The organism is Clostridium sp. 16K-1-R1 (assembly GCF_023921145.1).
GTDB lineage: Bacteria > Bacillota > Clostridia > Clostridiales > Clostridiaceae > Sarcina > Sarcina perfringens.
The window spans coordinates 340,730-364,997 of record NZ_CP046515.1; the positions used below are offsets into that span (position 1 = coordinate 340,730).

Annotated in this window: 20 protein-coding genes, 1 tRNA gene and 3 rRNA genes; 18 read left to right on the forward strand and 6 right to left on the reverse strand. The window is 30.8% G+C overall.

Annotated features, from left to right (window positions below):
- Window positions 1-7 precede the first annotated feature (7 nt).
- Both GOM42_RS01495 and GOM42_RS01500 read left to right on the forward strand, forming a co-directional pair.
- Window positions 8-781 (forward strand): CpsB/CapC family capsule biosynthesis tyrosine phosphatase, encoded by a 774-nt coding sequence (locus tag GOM42_RS01495; protein WP_003458363.1) that lies wholly within the window; start codon window positions 8-10, stop codon window positions 779-781.
- Window positions 782-1,095: 314 nt separating this feature from the next.
- A complete protein-coding gene (locus tag GOM42_RS01500) occupies window positions 1,096-2,418 on the forward strand; it encodes a phosphoserine phosphatase (RefSeq protein ID WP_011590111.1) in 1,323 nt (440 codons plus the stop codon).
- Between the two features lie 72 nt (window positions 2,419-2,490).
- On the opposite strand, the gene GOM42_RS01505 is transcribed toward GOM42_RS01500, so the two are convergent.
- A complete protein-coding gene (locus GOM42_RS01505) occupies window positions 2,491-2,937 on the reverse strand; it encodes a hypothetical protein (RefSeq protein WP_041702525.1) in 447 nt (148 codons plus the stop codon).
- Window positions 2,938-3,074: 137 nt separating this feature from the next.
- Between GOM42_RS01505 and GOM42_RS01510 the strand changes: the two genes are divergently transcribed.
- Window positions 3,075-3,260, forward strand: coding sequence for a hypothetical protein (locus GOM42_RS01510; protein ID WP_003458368.1), 186 nt, complete (start codon window positions 3,075-3,077; stop codon window positions 3,258-3,260).
- A gap of 12 nt (window positions 3,261-3,272) precedes the next feature.
- Window positions 3,273-3,521: a spore coat protein gene (locus GOM42_RS01515; protein ID WP_003458352.1), complete on the forward strand. Its 249-nt coding sequence runs from the start codon at window positions 3,273-3,275 to the stop codon at window positions 3,519-3,521.
- 535 nt (window positions 3,522-4,056) lie between these two features.
- Here GOM42_RS01515 and GOM42_RS01520 read toward each other — a convergent pair.
- Entirely contained in the window at window positions 4,057-4,788 is a 732-nt protein-coding gene (locus GOM42_RS01520) for an NAD-dependent protein deacylase (protein WP_003472385.1), read from the reverse strand.
- A gap of 215 nt (window positions 4,789-5,003) precedes the next feature.
- Between GOM42_RS01520 and GOM42_RS01525 the strand changes: the two genes are divergently transcribed.
- The 6 genes from GOM42_RS01525 (at window position 5,004) to GOM42_RS01550 (ending at window position 10,261) form a co-directional block, all read left to right on the forward strand.
- On the forward strand, window positions 5,004-6,146 hold the full coding sequence (locus tag GOM42_RS01525; protein WP_003479536.1) for a type I restriction endonuclease: 1,143 nt from the start codon (window positions 5,004-5,006) through the stop codon (window positions 6,144-6,146).
- A 258-nt stretch (window positions 6,147-6,404) separates the two neighbouring features.
- Complete coding sequence (locus tag GOM42_RS01530) at window positions 6,405-7,019, forward strand: sugar O-acetyltransferase (protein ID WP_011590113.1); 615 nt, start codon at window positions 6,405-6,407, stop codon at window positions 7,017-7,019.
- A gap of 219 nt (window positions 7,020-7,238) precedes the next feature.
- The gene (locus GOM42_RS01535; RefSeq protein ID WP_003464290.1) at window positions 7,239-7,745 is read left to right on the forward strand and encodes a CarD family transcriptional regulator; all 507 of its coding nucleotides are present in this window, start codon (window positions 7,239-7,241) and stop codon (window positions 7,743-7,745) included.
- A 183-nt stretch (window positions 7,746-7,928) separates the two neighbouring features.
- Window positions 7,929-9,065, forward strand: coding sequence for a mechanosensitive ion channel family protein (locus GOM42_RS01540; protein WP_003479534.1), 1,137 nt, complete (start codon window positions 7,929-7,931; stop codon window positions 9,063-9,065).
- Window positions 9,062-9,685, forward strand: coding sequence for a copper homeostasis protein CutC (locus GOM42_RS01545; protein WP_011590116.1), 624 nt, complete (start codon window positions 9,062-9,064; stop codon window positions 9,683-9,685). The genes GOM42_RS01540 and GOM42_RS01545 overlap by 4 nt, the downstream gene beginning before the upstream one ends.
- A gap of 363 nt (window positions 9,686-10,048) precedes the next feature.
- Entirely contained in the window at window positions 10,049-10,261 is a 213-nt protein-coding gene (locus GOM42_RS01550; protein WP_003464293.1) for a hypothetical protein, read from the forward strand.
- A gap of 120 nt (window positions 10,262-10,381) precedes the next feature.
- On the opposite strand, the gene GOM42_RS01555 is transcribed toward GOM42_RS01550, so the two are convergent.
- The 3 genes from GOM42_RS01555 to GOM42_RS01565 all read right to left on the reverse strand — a co-directional run bounded on the left by GOM42_RS01555 (window position 10,382) and on the right by GOM42_RS01565 (window position 13,094).
- Window positions 10,382-11,692: a DUF1576 domain-containing protein gene (locus GOM42_RS01555; RefSeq protein ID WP_004455865.1), complete on the reverse strand. Its 1,311-nt coding sequence runs from the start codon at window positions 11,690-11,692 to the stop codon at window positions 10,382-10,384.
- A gap of 220 nt (window positions 11,693-11,912) precedes the next feature.
- Window positions 11,913-12,209 (reverse strand): hypothetical protein, encoded by a 297-nt coding sequence (locus GOM42_RS01560; RefSeq protein ID WP_003458384.1) that lies wholly within the window; start codon window positions 12,207-12,209, stop codon window positions 11,913-11,915.
- Window positions 12,210-12,416: 207 nt separating this feature from the next.
- Window positions 12,417-13,094, reverse strand: coding sequence for a uracil-DNA glycosylase (locus GOM42_RS01565; protein WP_003458249.1), 678 nt, complete (start codon window positions 13,092-13,094; stop codon window positions 12,417-12,419).
- A gap of 382 nt (window positions 13,095-13,476) precedes the next feature.
- Here GOM42_RS01565 and GOM42_RS01570 point away from each other — a divergent pair, with 382 nt between their 5' ends.
- The 5 genes from GOM42_RS01570 to GOM42_RS01590 all read left to right on the forward strand — a co-directional run bounded on the left by GOM42_RS01570 (window position 13,477) and on the right by GOM42_RS01590 (window position 19,483).
- Window positions 13,477-14,205, forward strand: a complete 729-nt coding sequence (locus GOM42_RS01570; protein WP_223932419.1) for an LPXTG cell wall anchor domain-containing protein — start codon at window positions 13,477-13,479, stop codon at window positions 14,203-14,205.
- Window positions 14,206-14,621: 416 nt separating this feature from the next.
- Window positions 14,622-16,134, forward strand: a 16S ribosomal RNA gene (locus GOM42_RS01575).
- 187 nt (window positions 16,135-16,321) lie between these two features.
- Window positions 16,322-19,226: ribosomal RNA gene (locus GOM42_RS01580) — 23S ribosomal RNA — on the forward strand.
- Window positions 19,227-19,278: 52 nt separating this feature from the next.
- Window positions 19,279-19,396: ribosomal RNA gene (gene rrf, locus GOM42_RS01585) — 5S ribosomal RNA — on the forward strand.
- The 16S, 23S and 5S rRNA genes sit together here with 1 tRNA gene alongside, the layout of an rRNA operon.
- An 11-nt stretch (window positions 19,397-19,407) precedes the next feature.
- A tRNA-Phe gene (locus GOM42_RS01590) sits at window positions 19,408-19,483 on the forward strand.
- 452 nt (window positions 19,484-19,935) lie between these two features.
- Here the strand turns inward: GOM42_RS01590 and GOM42_RS01595 are convergent.
- Window positions 19,936-20,403 (reverse strand): peroxiredoxin, encoded by a 468-nt coding sequence (locus tag GOM42_RS01595; protein ID WP_003453479.1) that lies wholly within the window; start codon window positions 20,401-20,403, stop codon window positions 19,936-19,938.
- A 646-nt stretch (window positions 20,404-21,049) separates the two neighbouring features.
- On the opposite strand from GOM42_RS01595, the gene GOM42_RS01600 reads away from it, so the two are divergent.
- The 3 genes from GOM42_RS01600 to GOM42_RS01610 all read left to right on the forward strand — a co-directional run bounded on the left by GOM42_RS01600 (window position 21,050) and on the right by GOM42_RS01610 (window position 24,262).
- Complete coding sequence (locus GOM42_RS01600; protein ID WP_003453475.1) at window positions 21,050-21,796, forward strand: peptidylprolyl isomerase; 747 nt, start codon at window positions 21,050-21,052, stop codon at window positions 21,794-21,796.
- A gap of 454 nt (window positions 21,797-22,250) precedes the next feature.
- A complete protein-coding gene (locus GOM42_RS01605; protein WP_223932420.1) occupies window positions 22,251-23,072 on the forward strand; it encodes an ABC transporter permease in 822 nt (273 codons plus the stop codon).
- A gap of 17 nt (window positions 23,073-23,089) precedes the next feature.
- Window positions 23,090-24,262 carry an ABC transporter ATP-binding protein gene (locus tag GOM42_RS01610; protein WP_003453458.1) on the forward strand — a complete coding sequence of 391 codons (1,173 nt, stop codon included), beginning with the start codon at window positions 23,090-23,092 and terminating at the stop codon, window positions 24,260-24,262.
- The last annotated feature ends 6 nt before the right edge of the window (window positions 24,263-24,268 follow it).

The following is a 24,268-nucleotide window of genomic DNA, read 5'->3' on the forward strand; positions in this document are numbered from 1 at the left end:
GAAAGCAATGATAGATATACATTCACATATAATACCTAATATAGATGACGGTTCAAAAAGTTTAGAAATGTCCTTAGAAATGTTAAAAAGAGCAGAAGAGTCAGGAACTAAGAAAATAATAGCAACTCCTCACTTCTTTAAGGGATATTGGACAGAAAACTATAACAGTGTAAAAGATAAAGTTAAAGAATTAAATAAGCTAGCTAAGGAAAATAATTTAAATATTGAAATTTATCCAGGACAAGAAGTATTCTTTAATAATTACATATTAGAGGATTTTAAGCTTGGAGATATTGGAACCTTAGGGGAATCAAGATATATGCTTATAGAATTCCCTATGGATAAAATATATTTTCAAAAAGCAATAGATGAAATATATGAACTTAAAATAAAAGGAATAACTCCAGTGATTGCTCATCCAGAAAGATATGTTGATTTCATAAATAATCCAGAGGAAATAAATCAGTTTATTGATGAGGGATACTTATTCCAGTTAAATGGAGGAAGTCTTACTGGATTATTTGGAAAAGAAGTAAAGAAAACAGCAGAGCTATTCTTAGAAAATAATCTATATAGCTTTATTGGATCTGATGCTCATAGTAATGGAAATAGAAATACTAGCTTAAAGGAAGCTTGTGAAGTTGCAAATAGTATAAGCAGAGGAGCAAGTAGAAGATTTGAAGCTAATGGACTTGCTTTATTAAATAATGAAAAGATAGTATTCCAAGGACAAAAAGTTAAAAAGAAGAAAAAAGGATTATTTTCATTCTTCAAAAGATAGATGTTAATTTATAAGCTATTAAATATAGGTCTATATCAAGATAATTTTATTAAATTTTGATATAGACTTTTTCTTTTAAAGAAAACTATATTTAAAAATGTTAATAAAAAATAAAATATATTCATAAAAATTCAAAAAAAGAGTATTTATTAAATAAAAAGTTTGATATAATAACTATAAAGTTATTGAAAACGTTTAGATTTATAAAAGCATCAATAAGTTATAAGTTTTTAATAAAATTAATATACAGGATTATTTTTATATTTAAATTATGGTTTGTAAGGATATTAAAAAATTTTAAAGGGGGAGATATTATGAAGAATAATAAAAAAATAAGTTTAAGTATTGTTTTAGCATCATTAATTACAGTTTCTTTAGTTTCTTGTGGAAGTAGTTCAGTAAAGGAGGATTCAACGGCTTCAAAGACAAAATTAGAAGAAAAAGCTGATGGAAAAGTTCAATATGGATTAGAAGAGTTAAACTGGGACCCTGATAATTATAAGGCATTAGTAAATGTTATAAAGGAATATGGAAAGGATAGTAAAAATTATGATGAAAATCAAAAGCCTTATGCTGTTTTTGATTGGGATAATACAACAATAATGAATGATGTTGAAGAAGCATTACTTGCTTATCAGTTGATGAATTTAGAATTTAAAATGACGCCTGAAGAATTGGATACTGTTATGAAAACTAATATTCCAAAGGATAACTTTGTTGAGAAATGCAATAATAAAGAGGGAAAGCCTGTTAATATTGATTTAATTACAGAGGATATTGTTAGTGATTATACATATCTATATGAAAATTATAAAGGTTTTAAAGGAAATAAATCCTTGGATGAAATAAAAAAAGAAAAAGAGTATGAGGATTTTAAAGCAAAACTTAGATATCTTTATAGTGCAATTGGAGAATCATTTAGTTCAGATGTAAGTTATCCATGGGTAACTTATTTGTTTAAAGGAATGACTTCTGAGGAGGTTGCTAAACTTACTGAAAAGTCTAATGATTACTGGTTAAATGAAAAGTTAGGTGTTGAAACGTGGACTAGTAGTGAAGAGATTCCAGGAAAAGCAGGAATTGTTTCTGTTACATTTGATACAGGATTAAGAACTATTAAAGAACAACAAAATTTATATAAAACTTTAATGAAAAATGGTATTGATGTTTATGTATGCTCAGCTTCTTACATTGACGTTGTTAGGGAATTTGCAACAAATCCTAAGTACGGATATGAATTACCATCTAAAAATATATATGCTATGGAACTTTTAAAAACAGATGATGGTAAAATAAAGGCTGAACTAAATCCAGAGTATTATCAAACTCAAGGAAAAGGTAAGACAGAAACTATTAAAAAATTTTTAGTTCCAACTCATAATAAAGGCCCTGTAATCACTGGAGGAGATAGTAATGGTGACTATTATATGCTATCAGATTTTGATGATACAAAGGTTAGCTTAATTATAAATAGATGTAAAGGTGGAAAGATTGGTGAGCTTTGTGATAAAGCCATTGAAACTATGGGAAAATCTGATGAAAGATATTTTTTACAAGGTAGAAATAATAATACCGGTGAATTTATTCCAAGTGAAAAAACAATATTATTAGGAGAAGATACTGAGAAACTTAAATAACATAAAATTTATTTTTAACCCCCATTTCATTTTTAGAATGAAGTGGGGGTTTTAAGTTTAAAAAGTAAATATTTATTCTCCAATAATATTATTAGTATCTTCCATAAGCATTGAAAATTGGCTTTTTTTAATCCATCCATTACAATTTATTTTTGATTCTGTATTTAACAATGAATAATACCAAATTTCATTGTTTATTTCAGCTTCATCAATAATTTTTACTTGTGATTTTTCTTTGATTTTACTAATAGCAATAGATTCCTCAGAGGGAGCTATGAAAATTGAGGTATAAGGTAGTGTAATTCCATATTTAAATTCAGGCTTATTAAAATTTATTATTAAATTTTTTTTGGAATCATTGTTACTTTTTTTATAAGTTGTATCTTTATATTTTGAAAGTTGATTATTTAAAGTTAAAATTTGCCTTTTATATTCAGTAATTTTAATATTGCATTGATATAGTACAAAGGCAACAGCACACACACCTAATAGTATTAAAAAAATACATAAAAAGATCAAATTAAATTACTCCTTTATATTAGTGTTTAATATAATATATTGTTTAAACATAAGATTAATTACATAATTTTGTATGAATAAATTAAAAAAAAAAGCTTAAACTAATAGAGAATTTTAAAATGTTAGGAGGGATTATTATGGCTAATCTAAATGAATTAGAATTACAAAATCTTCGTCACTTAATAGGAGCTCATTGTACAATTGAGAAAAAACTTGAATGTTACTCAGAACAATGTACTGATCCAACATTAAAAAATATGTTAAAAAAAGATGCACAAGATGCTAAAAACAGTAAAGAAAAATTAATGTCATTTTTAGGATAGGAGGCAATTAACATGCAAGAAAAAGAAATGATAAGCGATTATCTTGCTGGAATAAATGCAAGTTTAGCAGGATATGGTGGTATAATTTCTCAATGTGAGAATCAAGAATTAAGAGAAACTATACAAAACATGAGAAACCAAGATGAAGTACGTCAGTATGCTCTTTTCAAAATTGCAAAAGAAAAAGGATACTATATCCCTGCTCAACAAGCAACTCCAGAAGAAGTAGCTACTGTAAAACAACAAGTTTCTCAAGGATAAAATTATCTAACTAAGAATACTACATAGAAATTTGTTAAATAAACTTAGAAAGAGACTATTAAAAAATTAATAGTCTCTTTTTTATTAAGCAAATAAATTTGTTATTAAAATAATTATATTAAGAATAAACAGAACTATTACTGGTACTATAGAACGTGAAACCCTAAGTTCAGTTTTCATATAATTATAAAAAGTTATTAAAGAAATTACTATTGGTGTGAAAAATATAAAAAATAATTTTGGAATATAATTACCTAATTCTCCGCTTTCTACTATCTGTAAAGCAATTTTGTTCGGTAAATTTTTAAATAAGATAATATTTATAGCTAAGCATAGTATTAAAAATAACATATTAATTTTAAAAATTTTTTTGTAACTTAAAATCTTTTGAATAAACATTTGTTTAATACCCAACCCCTTAATATACCTAAATTAAATTTATTTAAAGTAATATATAATAATGCTTTTTATTAATTATATATCAAACAATAATCTTTTGGATATTTTTAACAAAAAATTTATAGTACAATAAAAATTAATCAATAACTTTTCCTAATACTTTTCCTATGGAGTCATTTATAACTAAGTCAGCTTTAGAATCAGCTTGAGTTGAACTTTTGTTTATTAAAACTAAATTCTTTCCTCTAAAATAGTTAATAAGCCCTGCAGCAGGATAAACAACTAAGGAAGTTCCGCCTATTATAAGGGTATCTGCTTTAGAAATAGCATCAATAGCACCTCTAATAACATTATCATCTAAAGGCTCTTCATATAAAACCACATCAGGTTTAACTATTCCACCACACTTAGTACATTTTGGAACACCCTTTGATTCAAGAATAAATTTTTCATCATAGAAAGTGTGGCAATCTACACAGTAGTTTCTAAGAACTGAACCATGAAGTTCAAAAACATTTTTGCTCCCTGCCATTTGATGAAGTCCATCTATGTTTTGAGTGACTATAGCCTTTAATTTTCCCATTTCTTCAAGTTTAGCCAAGGCAATATGTGCATCATTAGGCTTGGCATTAGGATAAATAAGTTTAGCTTTATAAAAGTTGAAAAACTCTTCTGGATATCTTTCAAAAAAACTATGAGAAACTAATTGTTCAGGGGTAAAAGTAATATTAAGCTTTTCATTAAATAAGCCATTAGCACTTCTAAAGTCAGGAATTCCAGACTCAGTTGACACGCCAGCTCCTCCAAAGAAAACTATGTTATTACTATTTTTTATTATTTCTTTTAATTTGTTTATCTTATCATCCATGAAATCATCTCCAAATATTTATTTATAATTCAATTATAAGACTCTTAATTTTAATATGCCAAGAGATAGAAAAATTAAGCTTTATAAATATAAAAATAAATTATATAAAAATATATTTAAAGCTTTAAATTTTTAAAATGATGAACTAGCTTAGTGTAATAAAAGAGTAACAAATACATATTATTTAAAGAGGTTAATTTAAGGGGAGGTTTAAAATGGCTTTTAAAGATGACATTCAAAAATTATCAGTTCAGGTAAAAGAGAGAAAAGAATATATCACTAATGAAGAAATGACAAAACAAGCATTAATAATACCATTTATTCAAATATTAGGATTTGATGTTTTTAATCCTATTGAAATTAGACCAGAATATAGTGCTGACTTTGGAATAAAAAAAGGCGAAAAGGTTGATTATGCTTTATTTAAAGAAAATGAACCAATAATATTTATAGAAGCAAAATCAGTAAATGAAAATTTAAACAATCATGATGCACAATTAGCGAGATATTTCAATTCAACAAAAGAAGTTAAGCTTGCTATATTAACTAATGGGATTGAATATAAATTTTTTACTGATTTAAATGCAAATAATGTGATGGATGATACTCCATTTTTAAATATAAATTTACTAGAGATTAAAGAATCGGATATAGAAAGTTTAAATAAATTAAGAAAAGAAAATTTTGATAAGGATTCATTAATAACTTATGCTGAAGAATTAGTTTATACTTCTACTTTAAATGAAAGTTTAAGAAGACTTTTTAGCAATCCAAGTGATGATTTTGTAAGATTCATAGTAAAGGATTTTAGTGAAATGAGAATAACATCCAATGTGATTGAGAGATTTAGACCACTTGTAAAAAAAGCAATTTCAAATGCAGTTTTAGATATAGTTAGTAAGGGGTTATATCAACAAGAGACATTAACTATAAAAAAAGAAGAAAATATAAATAATGATAGTGTTAATAGAGAAGACTTATCTGAAATTGAAATAGGAAATAAAGTTCAGAAGGGGATAATAACCACAGAGAATGAACTTAAAGGTTTTAATATAGTTAAAGATATACTAGAGAAAAATAATAGAGATATTTCAGAGATTAATTATAAAGATACTACAAACTATTTTTCTGTGTATTTAAGGAATACAACTAGATGGATTATTAGATTTAATTTAGATGCTAGTAAGAAAAATGTAATGACTAAATTACCTGTAGAATACGCAAAAAATATTTGTCCTAATAAGGAGATTGAGCAAGCTCCAAAGGGAATAGGAGAATCAAGGGTATATATTAATTCTATAGATGAATTATATGATTTGGAAAAATATTTAGTAGATGCCTATGATAATGTAAATTAATATATTAAAATGCAAAATATATTTTAAGTAAACTTATATATCTTCTAATAAAAATTAAAAGGCTATTAAGTAAAATCTGATTCTTATATTTAATTAAGAGGCAGATTTTTTATTAATATTTTGTATTTTAATTCATAATAAAAATTTACATTATATCTTAAATAAATTTAGAATTTTATGTTGATACTATATAGTTTTTTTATAAAATTTATATTAAGAACTTAAAAAATACGAATTCTATAAAAGGATGAGAAGATTATGGACTTGAAAGAAATAAGAGAAAGAATGTATGGCCAAAAACTTTATTATTGTAATGATGAAGATTTGATGAGGGAACAGATGAAGGCTTTAGAGTTACTTTATGATTTTAATAAAACAAGACCTTCAGAACAGGATAAAAGGGAGAAAATACTAAAGAAGATGTTTGCTGAAATAGGAGATGATTGTTATATTGAACCGCCTTTCCATGCTAATTGGGGAGGAAAAAATGTACATTTTGGCAATGGAGTTTATGCTAATTTTAATTTAACAATGGTTGATGACTGCGATATATTTGTTGGAAATAATGTGATGTTTGGCCCAAATGTTACAGTATCAGCAGGGACACATCCTATACATCCAGAATTAAGAAGTAAACAAGCTCAATATAATATTCCTATACATATAGGAAATAATGTTTGGATTGGTGCAAATTCTGTGATACTTCCAGGCGTTAATATTGGAGATAATTCAGTAATTGGAGCAGGAAGTATTGTTACAAAGGACATTCCATCTAATGTAGTTGCTGTAGGAAATCCATGTAGAGTATTAAGAGAAATTAATGAAAATGATATGAAATATTATTATAGAGATATGAAAATTGATATTGAGTAAAATCATATATATTTTAAAAATAAAATATTTCCTTACATTAAATATTTTTAATGTGGTAAAATAGAAGTATACAGCGTGTAGTTTTAATGACGTAATTCCAGTTGTTAAAACTACTTTTTTTATTTTAGAAAAGTATAGTGCTAACTACTTGAGTTAAAAGAGCAATCTCTTAATGATGAGATGAAAGCAAAATTTTAATTTAAGGAAGGTGAAAATTTATTGTTTAAAATTAATGATTATATAATGTATGGAACTGTTGGGGTTTGTCAGGTTATAGATATTACTAAAGAAACTCTTATGAATAATATTGAAAAAGAATATTATGTATTAAGTCCAGTTTATTCTAAGTATCCTAAAAAGACAGTAATTAAAATTCCAGTTGATAATAAGAAAATTTCTATGAGAACTCTTCTTTCTAAGGAGGATGTAAATTCCATTATAAATAGTATCCCAGAGACGGAAACTTTATGGATAGATAATGATAGACAAAGAAATGATGAGTTTAAAACAATGCTTAGAAGTGGAAATTGTGATGATTTAATTGTATTAATAAGAAGTATATATTTAGATAAAAAGAAAAGAAAATTAGATGGTAAAAAGGCATGTAAGGGCGACGATGAGATTATGCAAACTGCGGAAAAATTAATAAATGAAGAGTTTGCAGTTATCCTTGATATTCGTCCAGAAGAGGTAAAGTCTTATATAAAAAGTCATATACCTCAATAAAGCATAAAGAAAAGTAATCAAGAAGTTAGTGAATACTTTGATGAAATAGTATAAAAGTGGAAATTAATAAACCTAGATAAAATATAAAAAATATTTTATCTAGGTTTATTTTTATATTTAAATTTAAAATAAATTAGTCATTTCAGGAAAAGATAAAAAGAAGAATATCTTTTGAGGTGTGCTATGAAGGAATTAGAAAGACTTTTAGGAAGGTTAACAATTATCAATATAAAAGAAATTATTATAATTCTTGTTATTATGATAATTGTTTTAATCATAAATAAAATACTAATAAATAATCTATTTAAATTACTAATGAGAGGGGCAAGAAGGACTAAAAATTACTTAGATAATAATATTGTTAGAGCTTTAGAAAATCCATTAAAGCTTATTGTATCCTTTGTTGGAATATATTCAATATTTAAAGTTATAAATCTTGATTCCTTAGGTATAGATTTTTTATCTACATATAAGATTCTAAGAGTAGGAATAATAGTTTCATTTATATATTTTGCCTATAACTTAACTTTAGAAAATTCATTACTTTATTCTAAGTTACATAAAAATGATGGTGGTAATACTATTGTATTTCCTTTTGTTTCTATAATTATTAGATTAATAATATTGCTAGTTGGAATAATTATAATTGCAAATGAATTTGGCTTAACTGGCTTTATTGCTGGGTTAGGTGTAAGTGGAGTTGCCTTTGCTTTAGCTGCACAGGATACCTGTTCAAATTTGTTTGGGGGAATGGTAATAGTTTTAGATAGACCTTTTTCTATTGGAGATTGGATACAGGCTGGAGATGTTGAAGGAGTTGTTGAGGAGATTACATTTAGAAGTACAAGGATAAGAACCTTTTCCATGGCAATTGCTACTGTACCTAATTCAAAACTTGCTAATAGTAACATAATAAATTGGACTCAAAGAAAATTAAGGAGAATCCATTTTAAATTTACTATGGATTGCAAGACACCAATAGAAAGTATAAAAAATTCTGTTAATAAAATAGAAAATATGCTAAAAAAACATGATAAAATAGATAAAAATTTGATAATAGTAAGTTTTAATGAGCTTTCAACTTATGGTTTTGGAGTTTTTATATATTTCTATACAGATGAATTTGAATATTTAAAATATGAAAAGCTTAAGGAAGAAATAAATATAAAAATCTTAGAAATATTAAGAGAAGAAAATGTTAGTTTAATGTTTTTAAATTTTGATTTTAAAGGTTTTGAGAGAAGATCTGGGAATTGTAATCTTGAAAACACTGAGTTGGAATCAATAAAAAATATTACTGAGGAGGAGAGAGGAGTATGACAATTAAGTTAGAAGCATGTGTTGGAAATTATAAGGAAGGAAAAAGAGCTGAGGAATTAGGAGCTAATAGAATAGAGCTTTGTGATAACTTGGCTCAAGGGGGAACAACACCAAGCTATGGAACAATTCTTCAATGTAAAAAGGATATTAATATAGATATTAATGTAATTATTCGACCAAGAGGAGGAAATTTTGTTTATTCTAAAGAAGAATTGAACATAATGAAAAATGATATAAAACTTTGTAAGGATATAGGGGTAACAGGAGTAGTATTTGGATTTCTAAAGGAAGATAATACTTTAGATTATGAAACAACAAAGGAATTTGTTGAGTTAGCTAAACCTTTAAGCATTACATTTCATATGGCCTTTGATGAAATAGAAAATAAGGTTGATGCCTTAGGTAAGCTTATAGATTTAGGAGTAGATAGGGTTTTAACAAAGGGTGGTTTAGATAATGCTTTTAAAAATAAAGATACCTTAAAAGAATTAGTTGAACATGCTAAAGATAAAATAATAATACTTCCAGGTGGAGGAGTTACTAAAGATAATTTTTTAGAGTTAAAAGATTATACCAATGCTAGGGAGTTACATGGAACCAAAATAGTAGGAAATTTATAAAAACAATAGAAATGATTAGAAATAACTCTTAATATATATAATTAATCTTTTAAAACAGTAAAAAATAACTCTTTACAAAGTAAGATGAATGTCTTAATATTATATATAGAACAACCAAAGCAATAAATAATGGTGTGTATTATAAATATTGTAATATTATTTGTATATTACAATGACAATATTATTAAATGATATAAGACTTTAAGTCATATGATATTAGGATATTATTTAAAATAATATCTATTTTCTAACATAAGATAAAAGCTAATTTACAAAAGTAACCAATGCTTAAATTCAATGTAAATACTTTGTAATAAGTAATTTGTATAATTAAGTTAAAGGAATTTGTTGGGAGTGGTAAAGGTGTTAGAGAAGATGATATTAAGTGATAAAGAATGTGAATATCTTGCTAAAAGTATAGCGGGAGGAGTTTTAATAGGACTTGCTTTAGGAGCTATTTTTAATAATCCTCAGTTTGGCTTTGCCTTAGGTGGAGTAACTGGAATAGTAGCCTCTCTTATTTATACTTTAGTAAAAAGAGCTAAGATTAAATCAGATAAAAAGTTAATCAATTAATATATAAATGAGTTTGTTCGGGTTTATAGTATAAAATTAACATAGTGTTAATTTCCCCCTACTTAAACTATAAGCCCCTTTTAATATAAAATTTATAAATGTAAAGAAAAAAGAAGCAGATTAATCTGCTTCTTTTTTTATTCCTAAACTAATAGAATGTTTCTTAGAAGAATCTTTTAAATTATTTTTTGTATTTGTAACTTGAAGAGATTCTATAACTGGAACAATAATTGCGGCTACAAAGCCACTTGCAAGTCCATTATTATATAAATTTAATCCTCCATGTAATTCACCAATATTAAAAACCATAAATATGTGAAGAAATCCTGCTATTATTCCATAAGGCCAACCATAGTAGCCAGAAATAGGAGCTAATCCCGTACTAAATAATATACAAACTACTGTAACAGGAGAATTTATATCTGATATGCTAATTAAAGATGCTAATGAAGCTCCTATAATTAATGGAACAGAGTTAGCTAAATTTTTTCCGTAGCATCCAAAGCCTGCCATGGAAAAAATAGCTCCAATAGTTGGACCATTTAAATCACCATTTATAAGTAAAACAAAAAGCGTTGAGAATATACAAAGTACTCCCATATTAAAATAACAACTACTACCATAGATTGAAAAAAAGTCACTAGGGAAAATACCATGTTCTTTATTAATTCCTATTTGATCTTTCAGAACACTTTTCTTTGATTTATCTAGTATAAGGCTACAAATTATGAAGTAAGCACTTATAGTAAATAAAAATAGCATATATAATATATTATTTCCTTTATGCCATATAGAGTTTGTCTCAAAGTCATGTCCAACGGCTCTCATTAAAGACATTACTGCTATAGCTATAATTCCTCCAGCAAAGCCAACGTTATAAAGAGAGAAACCAGAATGAATCTTAGATGCATTTTTAGCAATTGGAGGAAGAATAAATCCTACTATTATTCCAACTAATGCACCCATAATAGCTCCAGATATAGGATGAACTCCTGGAAAAAACGAAAATTGACTTACTGTAGGGGCTAGAGCAGTCCCAAGAGATGCTATAACTAAGTAATCTTTAAAGGGCTTTTTTTTCACTTTAGAATATATAAAAGTACCTAAAACTATAGGCCATATATTTATTATATTTTTACCGAACATTCCAAAACCAGTTAAAAACCATAAAGACATTATGCTTTTTCCTGTAGATTTCGTATCAGTTATATAAAATAAAAATATAAATATTAAGCCTAAAAGAGCACTATTAATTAAGGTTGCTCCAAAACCACCTATACTTATATAATCTGTTATTAATATGTCTGAATTTGAAATTATATTGTAAAGTCCATTAAGTATTTCTTTAGGGCTTTCTAAAAAAAAGGCAAATATAATAAAAGAAATATATAAAATTAAATGTATAAGGTATTCTTGTGGTAACCTTTTCAACAATAGCAACACTCCTTAATAAAAATATATTTTAAGATTAATTTATTTTATATTTTAAAATAATAATAAATTTAAGTAGATTATATAATATAAATCTTTAAAAGAATAGATGATTACAGTAATCGTAATAAAAAAGAAACAAATAAAGCCACTTTAGTATAATATTAATTTATATACTAGTAGTGGCTTAATATATGTAGAGATATACACTACATATAGATTAATCAAATAGATCTGATTTCTTTTTTACTGTTATTAATGTTTTTACCATCATATTATCTGTATGATTTTGAGGAAACATTTGATTTTCATAATAATTATTATTGTAAGGTGATGGTTTCATTACGTAGTTATGCATACAGCAACAACTATGATTTGAATTATTATTAATCATAGGATTAAGATTCATTGAATTTGAATTGAATTTATTCATAGGCATAAAAGAATATTCTTGATTACATTTCATGTTCATAGGAACTAATTTAAAATTCTCATCATTATCTTTATAATTTTTCATAAAATTACACCCCTAACTTAATTAATACTCCTAATAGAGTATATTAAGTTAGAGGTGTAAAGTTTCCTTAAAAATCAATTTAGTTTTATATAAATCAATATAAATTTAAAATTGCAATTTCAAAAGCTAGATTAGGTATTGATAAAGAGTTTTATATAAATCAATGTAAACTTAAAATAATAATTAATATTAAGTATAAAGTTTTGGTTATATATTAGGTATTTGCCAATCTATAGGTTCTTTATTTATTGAAACTAAAAAATCATTAGTTTTAGAGAAAGGTTTTGAACCAAAGAATCCACGAGTAGCAGATAGGGGACTTGGATGCACTGATTTTATTATTTTATGTATTGGATTAGTTATTAAAGCTTCTTTTGAAATAGCATTTCTTCCCCAAAGAATAAATACTATAGGTTCTTCTCTTTTGTTTAATAATTCAATTACTCTATCAGTGAATATTTCCCAACCCTTACCCTTATGAGAATTAGCTTGCCCTTCTCTAACTGTTAAAACAGTATTTAATAAAAGGATACCTTGTTTAGCCCAAGATTCCAAAAATCCATTATTAGGTATGTAACATCCAAGGTCAGAATTTAATTCTTTAAACATGTTTCTCAAAGATGGAGGAGTTTGAACTCCTGGTTTAACAGAAAAACTAAATCCATGAGCTTGGTTTGGTCCATGGTATGGATCTTGACCTAAAATAACAACTTTAACATCTTTGTAAGGTGTGAATTTTAATGCGTTAAATATATCATACATGCTTGGATGTATTTTTTGAGTTTTATATTCATTTATAAGAAACTTTCTAAGATTTAAGTAATATTCCTTTTCAAACTCATCTTTTAATAAATCATCCCAATCATTATTAAATTCAGCAGCCATTTAATTACCTCCTTATATAAAAATAAATTTTGTCAAAATCATAATTAAATTCTATACTTAATAATTTCTTATAACAAGGGTGCTAAATATAATTTGGGTTAAAATAGTTGCAATTAATCAATAACAAAATAGTTAGAATTCCATAATTAAAAGTAAACAAAGATTTTATATTAATAAGCTTAAGAAATCCATATGATTTGGCAGCTTATGATAACGCTAAGGCACAGGGAGTTGCATATGGATTTAAAGGAATGGATTCAACAGAAGAAGATACTTCGTTCCCAACTAAATGTTCAGGAACCATATAATGCTAAAAAACAATTTCAAATAGAAGAGATACTTTTTTTTAACTAAATCTTCAGGACCTAATATACCAGCATCTATGGGAGTTGTTTTTGGAGCTGTAGAGCCTAAGGGAAAGTTACCAGTAGATATTCCAAGTTTAAATAATGATGGAACTATGAATACTGAAGTTAATTATTACGATTATGGACATGGCATTACAAACATCAATAGCTTGGGAAATGTTAATATTAGTATGAATAAAAAAATAAATTTAGGTGATAATTTTCAAGTAAAGTTTAATTTAAGTGATTTTAATGAAATAGTAGCAGGTAAATATAGAGCCAAGATTAAATTTCAAGGAGAAAAATTAGAATTTATTAATAGTAAGGTAGAGTTTAGTGAAGATTTACAAACTAATATTATAGATAATAATACTTTAGAAGTTTTAATAAATTTAGAAGAGGGTTCTCTTAAGGCTAATGAAGTGAATTTCATTTTAGAATTTAAGGCAATTGATAAAGCTGAATTAACTAGTATAGAAATAACAAGTTCAGAACTTATTGATGAAAAAGGAAGATGTTTTAAACAGAAATATGTTATTTCAGAATTTTCGATAGAAGATAATAAAGAGGATAAGCCTCTAAGCCCAGATGAGGATAAAGAAGATGAAGAAAATAATGAGGATTTAGAGAATAGTGATGATAATAATAAAGATGAATTACCACAAACAGGTTCAGGTGTTGGTAAAGAATTCATTTTTGGATTAGGGTCTCTATCACTTTTAGTTGGAATTGGATTAAAAAGCAAAAGATTTAAAAGAAAATAGTAAGTAAAACAATATAAATTTTTTTAAAAGGAATGCTTTTTTACAGTATTCCTTTTATTTTACATATTAATACAATAAATTATATGAAAACTTATCCCAGCGTATCAATGTAAGAATTATATAGAAAAATTAAGGAAAATAAAGAATTATAGGAATAATAATGAAAATAATGTGTATTATAAAATCGGTTAAATCAATATACATGGTAAGATAAATCTCGTCGCTGAGAGACACACAAACAACTTAACAAAATAAATAAAAAGTTTTGAAAAAAGTTGTTGACAAAGTTTCGAAGTGATGCTAAACTAAGAAAGTCGCTTGATGGCGACGACGAAATGGTCTTTGAAAATTAAACAGAAGATATTAACATAAACCAGCAATTCTTTTATAAGTAATATGAGTATAGATTAAACTTTTAAATTGAGAGTTTGATCCTGGCTCAGGATGAACGCTGGCGGCGTGCTTAACACATGCAAGTCGAGCGATGAAGTTTCCTTCGGGAAACGGATTAGCGGCGGACGGGTGAGTAACACGTGGGTAACCTGCCTCATAGAGTGGAATAGCCTTCCGAAAGGAAGATTAATACCGTATAACGTTGAAAGATGGCATCATCATTCAACCAAAGGAGTAATCCGCTATGAGATGGACCCGCGGCGCATTAGCTAGTTGGTGGGGTAACGGCCTACCAAGGCGACGATGCGTAGCCGACCTGAGAGGGTGATCGGCCACATTGGGACTGAGACACGGCCCAGACTCCTACGGGAGGCAGCAGTGGGGAATATTGCACAATGGGGGAAACCCTGATGCAGCAACGCCGCGTGAGTGATGAAGGTTTTCGGATCGTAAAGCTCTGTCTTTGGGGAAGATAATGACGGTACCCAAGGAGGAAGCCACGGCTAACTACGTGCCAGCAGCCGCGGTAATACGTAGGTGGCGAGCGTTATCCGGATTTACTGGGCGTAAAGGGAGCGTAGGCGGATGATTAAGTGGGATGTGAAATACCCGGGCTCAACTTGGGTGCTGCATTCCAAACTGGTTATCTAGAGTGCAGGAGAGGAGAGTGGAATTCCTAGTGTAGCGGTGAAATGCGTAGAGATTAGGAAGAACACCAGTGGCGAAGGCGACTCTCTGGACTGTAACTGACGCTGAGGCTCGAAAGCGTGGGGAGCAAACAGGATTAGATACCCTGGTAGTCCACGCCGTAAACGATGAATACTAGGTGTGGGGGTTTCAACACCTCCGTGCCGCCGCTAACGCATTAAGTATTCCGCCTGGGGAGTACGGTCGCAAGATTAAAACTCAAAGGAATTGACGGGGACCCGCACAAGTAGCGGAGCATGTGGTTTAATTCGAAGCAACGCGAAGAACCTTACCTACACTTGACATCCCTTGCATTACTCTTAATCGAGGAAATCCCTTCGGGGACAAGGTGACAGGTGGTGCATGGTTGTCGTCAGCTCGTGTCGTGAGATGTTGGGTTAAGTCCCGCAACGAGCGCAACCCTTGTCGTTAGTTACTACCATTAAGTTGAGGACTCTAGCGAGACTGCCTGGGTTAACCAGGAGGAAGGTGGGGATGACGTCAAATCATCATGCCCCTTATGTGTAGGGCTACACACGTGCTACAATGGCTGGTACAGAGAGATGCAATACCGCGAGGTGGAGCCAAACTTAAAAACCAGTCTCAGTTCGGATTGTAGGCTGAAACTCGCCTACATGAAGCTGGAGTTACTAGTAATCGCGAATCAGAATGTCGCGGTGAATACGTTCCCGGGTCTTGTACACACCGCCCGTCACACCATGAGAGTTGGCAATACCCGAAGTCCGTGAGCTAACCGCAAGGAGGCAGCGGCCGAAGGTAGGGTCAGCGATTGGGGTGAAGTCGTAACAAGGTAGCCGTAGGAGAACCTGCGGCTGGATCACCTCCTTTCTAAGGAATACATCTTAGGACAACTAAGATGATAATGAATTCTGGATAATATCTCTGTTTAATTTTGAGAGACTATCTCTCAAAATTGTTCTTTGAAAATTGCACATAATTTAATTTATAGAAACAACAAGCCAAATTGGCAAAACCAATTTCTATTCTTTGTAAAATGAGAACTATAACTAATATAGGTCAAGCTACAAAGGGCGTATGGTGAATGCCTTGGCATCAGGAGCCGATGAAGGACGTGATAAGCTGCGATAAGCTTCGGGTAGGCGCACATAGCCTGAGATCCGAAGATCTCCGAATGAGGAAACTCACATGGGAAACCCCATGTATCATTAAGTGAATACATAGCTTAATGAAGGTAACCCAGGGAACTGAAACATCTAAGTACCTGGAGGAAGAGAAAGAAAAATCGATTTTCTTAGTAGCGGCGAGCGAAAGGGAAAGAGCCCAAACCGGAAACTTGTTTCCGGGGTTGTGGACATAGCATGAAAGTGGAGGCTATTGTAACTGAAGAGAACTGGAAAGTTCCACCGTAGAAGGTAATAGTCCTGTAAGTGAAACGAGAAGACCACGAGTTATGATCCAGAGTACCACGAGACACGTGAAACCTTGTGGGAAGCAGGGAGGACCACCTCCCAAGGCTAAATACTACCTGATGACCGATAGTGAAGCAGTACCGTGAGGGAAAGGTGAAAAGAACCCCGGGAGGGGAGTGAAATAGAACCTGAAACCGTGTGCCTACAACCGCTCAGAGCCCCTTATGAGGGTGATGAGGTGCTTTTTGTAGAACGAGCCAACGAGTTACGGTATGTAGCAAGGTTAAGTACTTAAGGTACGGAGCCGAAGGGAAACCGAGTCTGAATAGGGCGACTAGTTGCATGCCGTAGACCCGAAACCGGGTGACCTATCCATGGCCAGGTTGAAGCGAGGGTAAAACCTCGTGGAGGACCGAACCACGTTGCTGTTGAAAAAGCATGGGATGAGCTGTGGATAGCGGAGAAATTCCAATCGAACCCGGAGATAGCTGGTTCTCTCCGAAATAGCTTTAGGGCTAGCGTCGAGTATGAGTAGTGGAGGTAGAGCACTGAATGGGCTAGGGGGCATAGCGCTTACCGAACCTTATCAAACTCCGAATGCCACATACTTTGAGCTCGGCAGTCAGACTACGAATGATAAGATCCGTGGTCAAAAGGGAAACAGCCCAGATCGTCAGCTAAGGTCCCAAAGTGTAAGTTAAGTGGGAAAGGATGTGAGATTTCTAAGACAACTAGGATGTTGGCTTAGAAGCAGCCATTCATTAAAAGAGTGCGTAATAGCTCACTAGTCGAGAGATCTTGCGCCGAAAATGTAACGGGGCTAAACTTACCACCGAAGCTACGGGCTTGAACATAGTTCAAGCGGTAGGAGAGCGTCGTAACCGGGCTGAAGTCGTACCGTAAGGAGCGGTGGACTGGTTACGAGTGAGAATGTTGGCATCAGTAGCGAGATGTGGGTGAGAATCCCACAGGCCGAAAACCTAAGGTTTCCTCAGGAAGGTTCGTCCGCTGAGGGTTAGTCGGGACCTAAGCCGAGGCCGAAAGGCGTAGGTGATGGACAACTGGTTGATATTCCAGTACCACTACCATCGTTATTATCGATGGCGTGACGCAGGAGGATAGTGTGTGCTAGCTATTGGATGCTAGTCTAAGCGTTTAGGCAGTGAGAGTAGGCAAATCCGCTCTCATAATGCTGAGGCGTGATGGGGAAGGTTCCACGGAACCGAAGTACATGATTCCACGCTGCCAAGAAAAGCGTCTAGAGAGAGAAGTAGTGCCCGTACCGCAAACCGACACAGGTAGGTGAGGAGAGAATCCTAAGGCCGGCGGAAGAATTACAGTTAAGGAACTCGGCAAATTGACCCCGTAAGTTCGCGAGAAGGGGTGCCTACGAGAGTAGGCCGCAGAGAATAGGCCCAAGCAACTGTTTAGCAAAAACACAGGTCTCTGCTAAAGCGTAAGCTGATGTATAGGGGCTGACGCCTGCCCGGTGCTGGAAGGTTAAGGGGAACACTTAGCGCAAGCGAAGGTGTGAACTTAAGCCCCAGTAAACGGCGGCCGTAACTATAACGGTCCTAAGGTAGCGAAATTCCTTGTCAGGTAAGTTCTGACCCGCACGAATGGCGTAATGACTTGGGCACTGTCTCAACTGTAAATCCGGCGAAGTTGTAGTGCGAGTGAAGATGCTCGCTACCCGCGATTGGACGGAAAGACCCCGTAGAGCTTTACTGTAGCTTAGCATTGAGTTTTGGTATTGTCTGTACAGGATAGGTGGGAGACTAGGAAACCAGGGCGTCAGCCTTGGTGGAGTCAACCTTGGGATACCACCCTGACAGTACTGAAATTCTAACTGGCGGCCATGAATCTGGTCACAGGACATTGTTAGGTGGGCAGTTTGACTGGGGCGGTCGCCTCCTAAAAAGTAACGGAGGCGCCCAAAGGTTCCCTCAGAACGGTCGGAAATCGTTCGAAGAGTACAAAGGCAGAAGGGAGCCTGACTGCGACACCCACAAGTGGAGCAGGGACGAAAGTCGGGCTTAGTGATCCGGTGGTACCTCGTGGGAGGGCCATCGCTCAACGGATAAAAGCTACCTCGGGGATAACAGGCTGATCTCCCCCAAGAGTCCACATCGACGGGGAGGTTTGGCACCTCGATGTCGGCTCGTCGCATCCTGGGGCTGAAGTAGGTCCCAAGGGTTGGGCTGTTCGCCCATTAAAGCGGCACGCGAGCTGGGTTCAGAACGTCGTGAGACAGTTCGGTCCCTATCCGTCGCGGGCGTAGGAAATTTGAGAGGAGCTGTCCTTAGTACGAGAGGACCGGGATGGACTGACCTCTGGTGTACCAGTTGTTCCGCCAGGAGCACAGCTGGGTAGCTAAGTCGGGAATGGATAAACGCTGAAAGCATCTAAGCGTGAAGCCAACCTCAAGATGAGATTTCCCATAGCGTAAGCTAGTAAGATCCCTTGAAGAACACAAGGTTGATAGGTCGGGAGTGTAAGCATGGTAACATGTTCAGCTGACCGATACTAATAGATCGAGGGCTTGACCAAATATAGTAAATTAAATATGTGCAATTTTGAAAGAACAAAGTTTTTTCAAACATCTGGTGATGATGTTCTTTAGGGTAACACCCGTTCCCATTCCGAACACGACGGTTAAGCCTTTAGAAGCTGATGGTACTGCACGGGAGACTGTGTGGGAGAGTAGGTGGTCGCCAGGTTTTTATTTTATGGCTCGATAGCTCAGTCGGTAGAGCAGAGGACTGAAAATCCTCGTGTCGCTGGTTCGATTCCTGCTCGAGCCACCAAAAGCTTAGTGAATAATTCACTAAGCTTTTTTTGTACATAAATTTCAAACTCTTATTTAAAATAAGGAGTTCTAAATAAGAAGTTATAATATTATATTGAGATTTGAATAAGTCATAAATATCTATAAAATAGTTAGATTACAATAAGAAGACTATAAGAATAAAAAAATATATATTTGTTTTTATTAAACAAAATATATATTTTAAGGGTAGAACGGTTAAACTAGGTATCAATACAACCTGGTTTTTATTAAATATAGAAAAGTTTTAGTGATAGTATAATTATTTTCTACATACATAGAAGGCTATTTTTTATAGAGCATAAAAAATATTTTTATATGAGATTATTAAAATGTAAAATAAGAATATAATTTATATTTTTAATTTATATTTTGAACTTATGTTAAAAATTAAAAGAGGATCTTAATAAGATCCTCTTTTAATTTTATTTTTTAATTTATTTCTTTTAATTTATCTAGAACTTTTTCTATGTGTCCTTTAACTCTTACTTTTCTAAATTCTTCTATTAATATTCCTTCTTTATTTATTAAGAAAGTACTTCTTTCTACACCCATATATTTTTTGCCGTACATATTTTTTTCTTTTATTACATCGTATAATTTACAAACTATTTCATCTGGATCACTAAGTAATACAAATGGAAGTGATAATTTAGTAATAAATTTATCGTGAGATGCTAAAGAATCTCTAGAAACACCTAAAATAATTGCATTTAAATCATGAAAGTTTTGTATGTTATCTCTAAAATCACAAGCTTCTGTAGTACAACCAGCAGTGTTATCCTTAGGATAAAAATATAAAACTATATTTTTTCCTTTGTAATCACTTAGTGAATGTTCTTTTCCATCAGAACCCATAAGTTTAAAATCTGGAGCTAATTTATTTATTTCAATTGACATAAGAATCCCTCCTTTAAATTATATATATTATATAATAATTACTATTCATTATCAACAAAGTGGAAGAGAGATATTCATATGTATAAAATTTAAATATAAAAATTTAAATTTTAGAGGAGGAATTTATTGTCTTTTAGTAATTAACATGAACTTTAGGGAGAAAATTATAGAGATAAGAATTATAACTTTTTATTAGTTGATAAAAACTTTAGTTTATATTCTAAAGTTTTTAATAATTAAATTTAAAGTGTGAATTGTAAGTTTTTAGTGATTAACTTTATAGGGTGAATTATAATTTTTTTAGAAGTTAGAAGTTAGAAGTTAGAAGTTAGAAGTTAGAAGTTAGAAGTTAGAAGTTAGAAGTTAGAAATTAACTTGAATTTTAAGTGTTAGAAACCTTAAAGTTAGTATTTAAAATCTTAAGGTTTAAGAATATAAAAAATATGTAGTATTAGTTTGTTAAACTTGAGCCTGATTTTTAAGAGAAAAAATTTATAAGTAAGAAATTTTTAATTATATATTATTAAAGTATAAACTTATTTTATAGATTAGGAAAATACTCAGAATTTCTTTTTAATTCATTAAATGTATGTTAATATATGAAGTATAGGAAAATAAAACTTTAATTAAAAAGGAGATAATATATATGGAAAAGAAAGTTCTAGCAACAGTTGGAAATACAGAAATAACTTCAGACTATATAGATGAGATAATAGCAAGATACCCAGCTCAACAACAAGCTATGCTTGCTAGTGATGAAGGTAAAAGACAAGTTTTAGAGCAAGCTATTGCTTTTGAATTAATGTCTGAATTTGCAAAAGAAACTGGATTAGATAAGACTGAAGAGTTTAAAGATCAATTAAATAAATTTGCTAAAGAATTATTAGCTCAAATGGTAATGAAAAAGACTTTATCATCAGTTACTGTAACAGATGATGAAGCAAAAGCTTTTTACGAAGAGCATAAAGAAAACTTCGTTGAATTAGAAACTGTAACAGCTAAGCACATCTTAGTTGCATCAGAAGAAGAAGCTAAAAAAGTAGAAGAAGAAATAGCTTCAGGTTCAATAACTTTTGAAGATGCTGCTAACAAATACTCAAGCTGTCCTTCAAAGGAACAAGGTGGTAACTTAGGTTCATTCTCAAAAGGAATGATGGTTCCAGAATTTGAAGAAGCTGCATTTAACTTAGAGTTAGGAGTAGTTAGTGCTCCAGTTAAAACTCAATTTGGATATCACTTAATAAAAGTTGAAGACAAAACAGAAGCTAAAACTAAAGCTTTTGAAGATGTTAAAGAGCAAGTTGTTAATATGTTAATTCAAGAAAGACAACAAAAGAAATACTTAGAATTAATAAAAGAATTAAGAGAAAAATATGGAGTTAAATTAGCTTAATTTAAGACTCTATTAAAAAGTTAGGTGTAGAATTTTATTCTATATCTAACTTTTTTTATTGTTTTTAGTGTAGTAATATGTATAAATGACAATACTTAAGTTAGAGATTCTTAATAAACTTAATTTATATATTTTTAAAATTAGAAGATATTAAAAATATAAATTCTAAATTATATTTTAGAATTTAGAATAATAAAAATGTCCTAGTAACTTTATTATTAATTAAGATTAATTTATATATTTAGTATTTATATTTAATAGTTTTTAGTGAATTTGGATTTTATATGAAGTTAGTTTATTGAAAGAAGTATTAGCTATATTTGTAGCTTTTAAGAAAAGGCTTAAACAAGAAGTATATTTTGCTACTTTGTAAGAGAAATGTATAAATATTTATTAAGTATTTGTGGTATAATTAGGTTTAGTTATTTTACAAAAAAATAGATGATAAGCAGAGGTGAACAACTTGAAGGATTGGCTTGAGATTGAGAAAAGTATTTTTTCTCATTGGAGAATGATATTTAGCATATCCAAGAAAGAATTTAAAAAAGAGTTTGCTGGTTCTAAGTTAGGTATGGCTTGGGCGATAATAAGACCACTAGCTATGATAACTGTTTTCTGGATGATATTTTCAACTGGAATGAGAACAACTAGTTCAAATGTACAGGTTAATTATTTAGTTTGGCTAGTTTCAGCATACATACCATGGATATTTATTTCTGATGTAATTATGTCAGGCGCAGGTTCCATAAGGGTTAATTCCTTTTTGGTTAAAAAGGTTAAATTCCCTGTAGAAATATTACCTACTATAAGAATAGTAATTAGTTTTTACACATTTTTAATTTTGCTAGTAATAAGTTTTATAATATTTGCAGTAAATGGTAACTTAAATCTAATAAATATACCTAAATTGATTTATGCCATTATCATAACTATAATATTTTTGGCAGCTTTATCAAGATTACTATCTGCATGGGTAGTAATGTCAATTGATATATTACATGGAATATCTGTATTTATGCAATTTTTATTCTGGATGTGTCCAGTTATGTGGCAAGCGGGAGAATTGCCTGTAGGTTCTAGTATGCCTTGGATTGAGAAAATACTAAAATTAAACCCTTTATATTACTTAGCTGTTTTATTTAGGGACGCATATTTAGGAACACATACAGTTAGTTTAGCATATGGAGTTTATTTCTGGGTAGTAACTATAATATTATTCATATTTGGATCTAAAGTATTTAAAAAATTTAGACCAGAATTTGATGATGTTTTATAAAAAGAGAGGTACAGAATATGTCTGTTGCTATAAGAGTTAAAGACTTAACTAAAAAATATAAGTTATATCAAAAGAGATCTGAAAGATTAGCGAATGCTTTTGGTAAAGAAAAGAATATAAAAGAATTTTATGCTTTAAAGGGCGTTTCTTTTGAGATAAGCAAGGGAGAATGTGTTGGTATTATCGGTCATAATGGGGCCGGTAAATCAACACTTTTAAAATTACTAACAGGAGTGGCTTTCCCTACTTCTGGAGAGATTGAGATAAATGGAAGATTAGCATCTATGCTAGAATTGGGGTCAGGATTTAACCCTGAGCTTACTGGTATGGAAAATATTTATTTTAATGGTAGTTTAAATGGTTTAACTAAGGAAGAGATAGATGGAAAATTAAAGGATATACTTGAGTTTGCTGATATAGGTAATTTTATAGAGCAACCAGTAAAAAATTATTCAAGTGGTATGTTTGCTAGATTAGCATTTGCCGTTGCTATTAATGTAGACCCTGATATATTAATAGTTGATGAAATTTTATCCGTTGGAGATGTTGGTTTCCAAGTTAAATGTATGGAAAAATTCAATGAATTTAAGAAAAAGGGAAAAACAATACTTTATGTTTCTCATGGACTTGGAACAGTGAAAAAGTTCTGTGACAGAGCAATTTGGCTTCAAAAAGGTGAAGTTGTAGATGATGGGAATTCTGTAATTGTAGTAGAGAGATATTATAATTTAAATTTTAATCCTGCTAATATAGAACAATTAAAAGATCATAAAAGTGACATAATAAATAGTATAGCAGTTAAATCTAATACAAAAAATGTAGAATATCTTGAAAAATTAGATTTAGAGGTTGAATATGATCTTATTTCAAATGACTTAAAAGACCCTAACATAGTTTTAGAGTTTAGAAAAACTGACTATGAGCCAGGTACAACTAGAGGAAATGATCAGTTTGTTTGTGGTATAAATAGTAAAGATAATATAAAAAATATTCCTTTTAATTTAGGAGTTAATAAGTTAAAGGTGTCTTTAAATAAGGTTAACTTAGTTGCTGGAGTTTATTATATTGACTTTGTTTTAAGAGATGGTGAAGAGGAAGTATATAGAAAAATAAATGGATATAGTTTTACTTTGAATGACAAGTATAGAGGAGAAGGTTTCTTAATACTGGGGCATTCTTGGGGTAATTAATCGGAG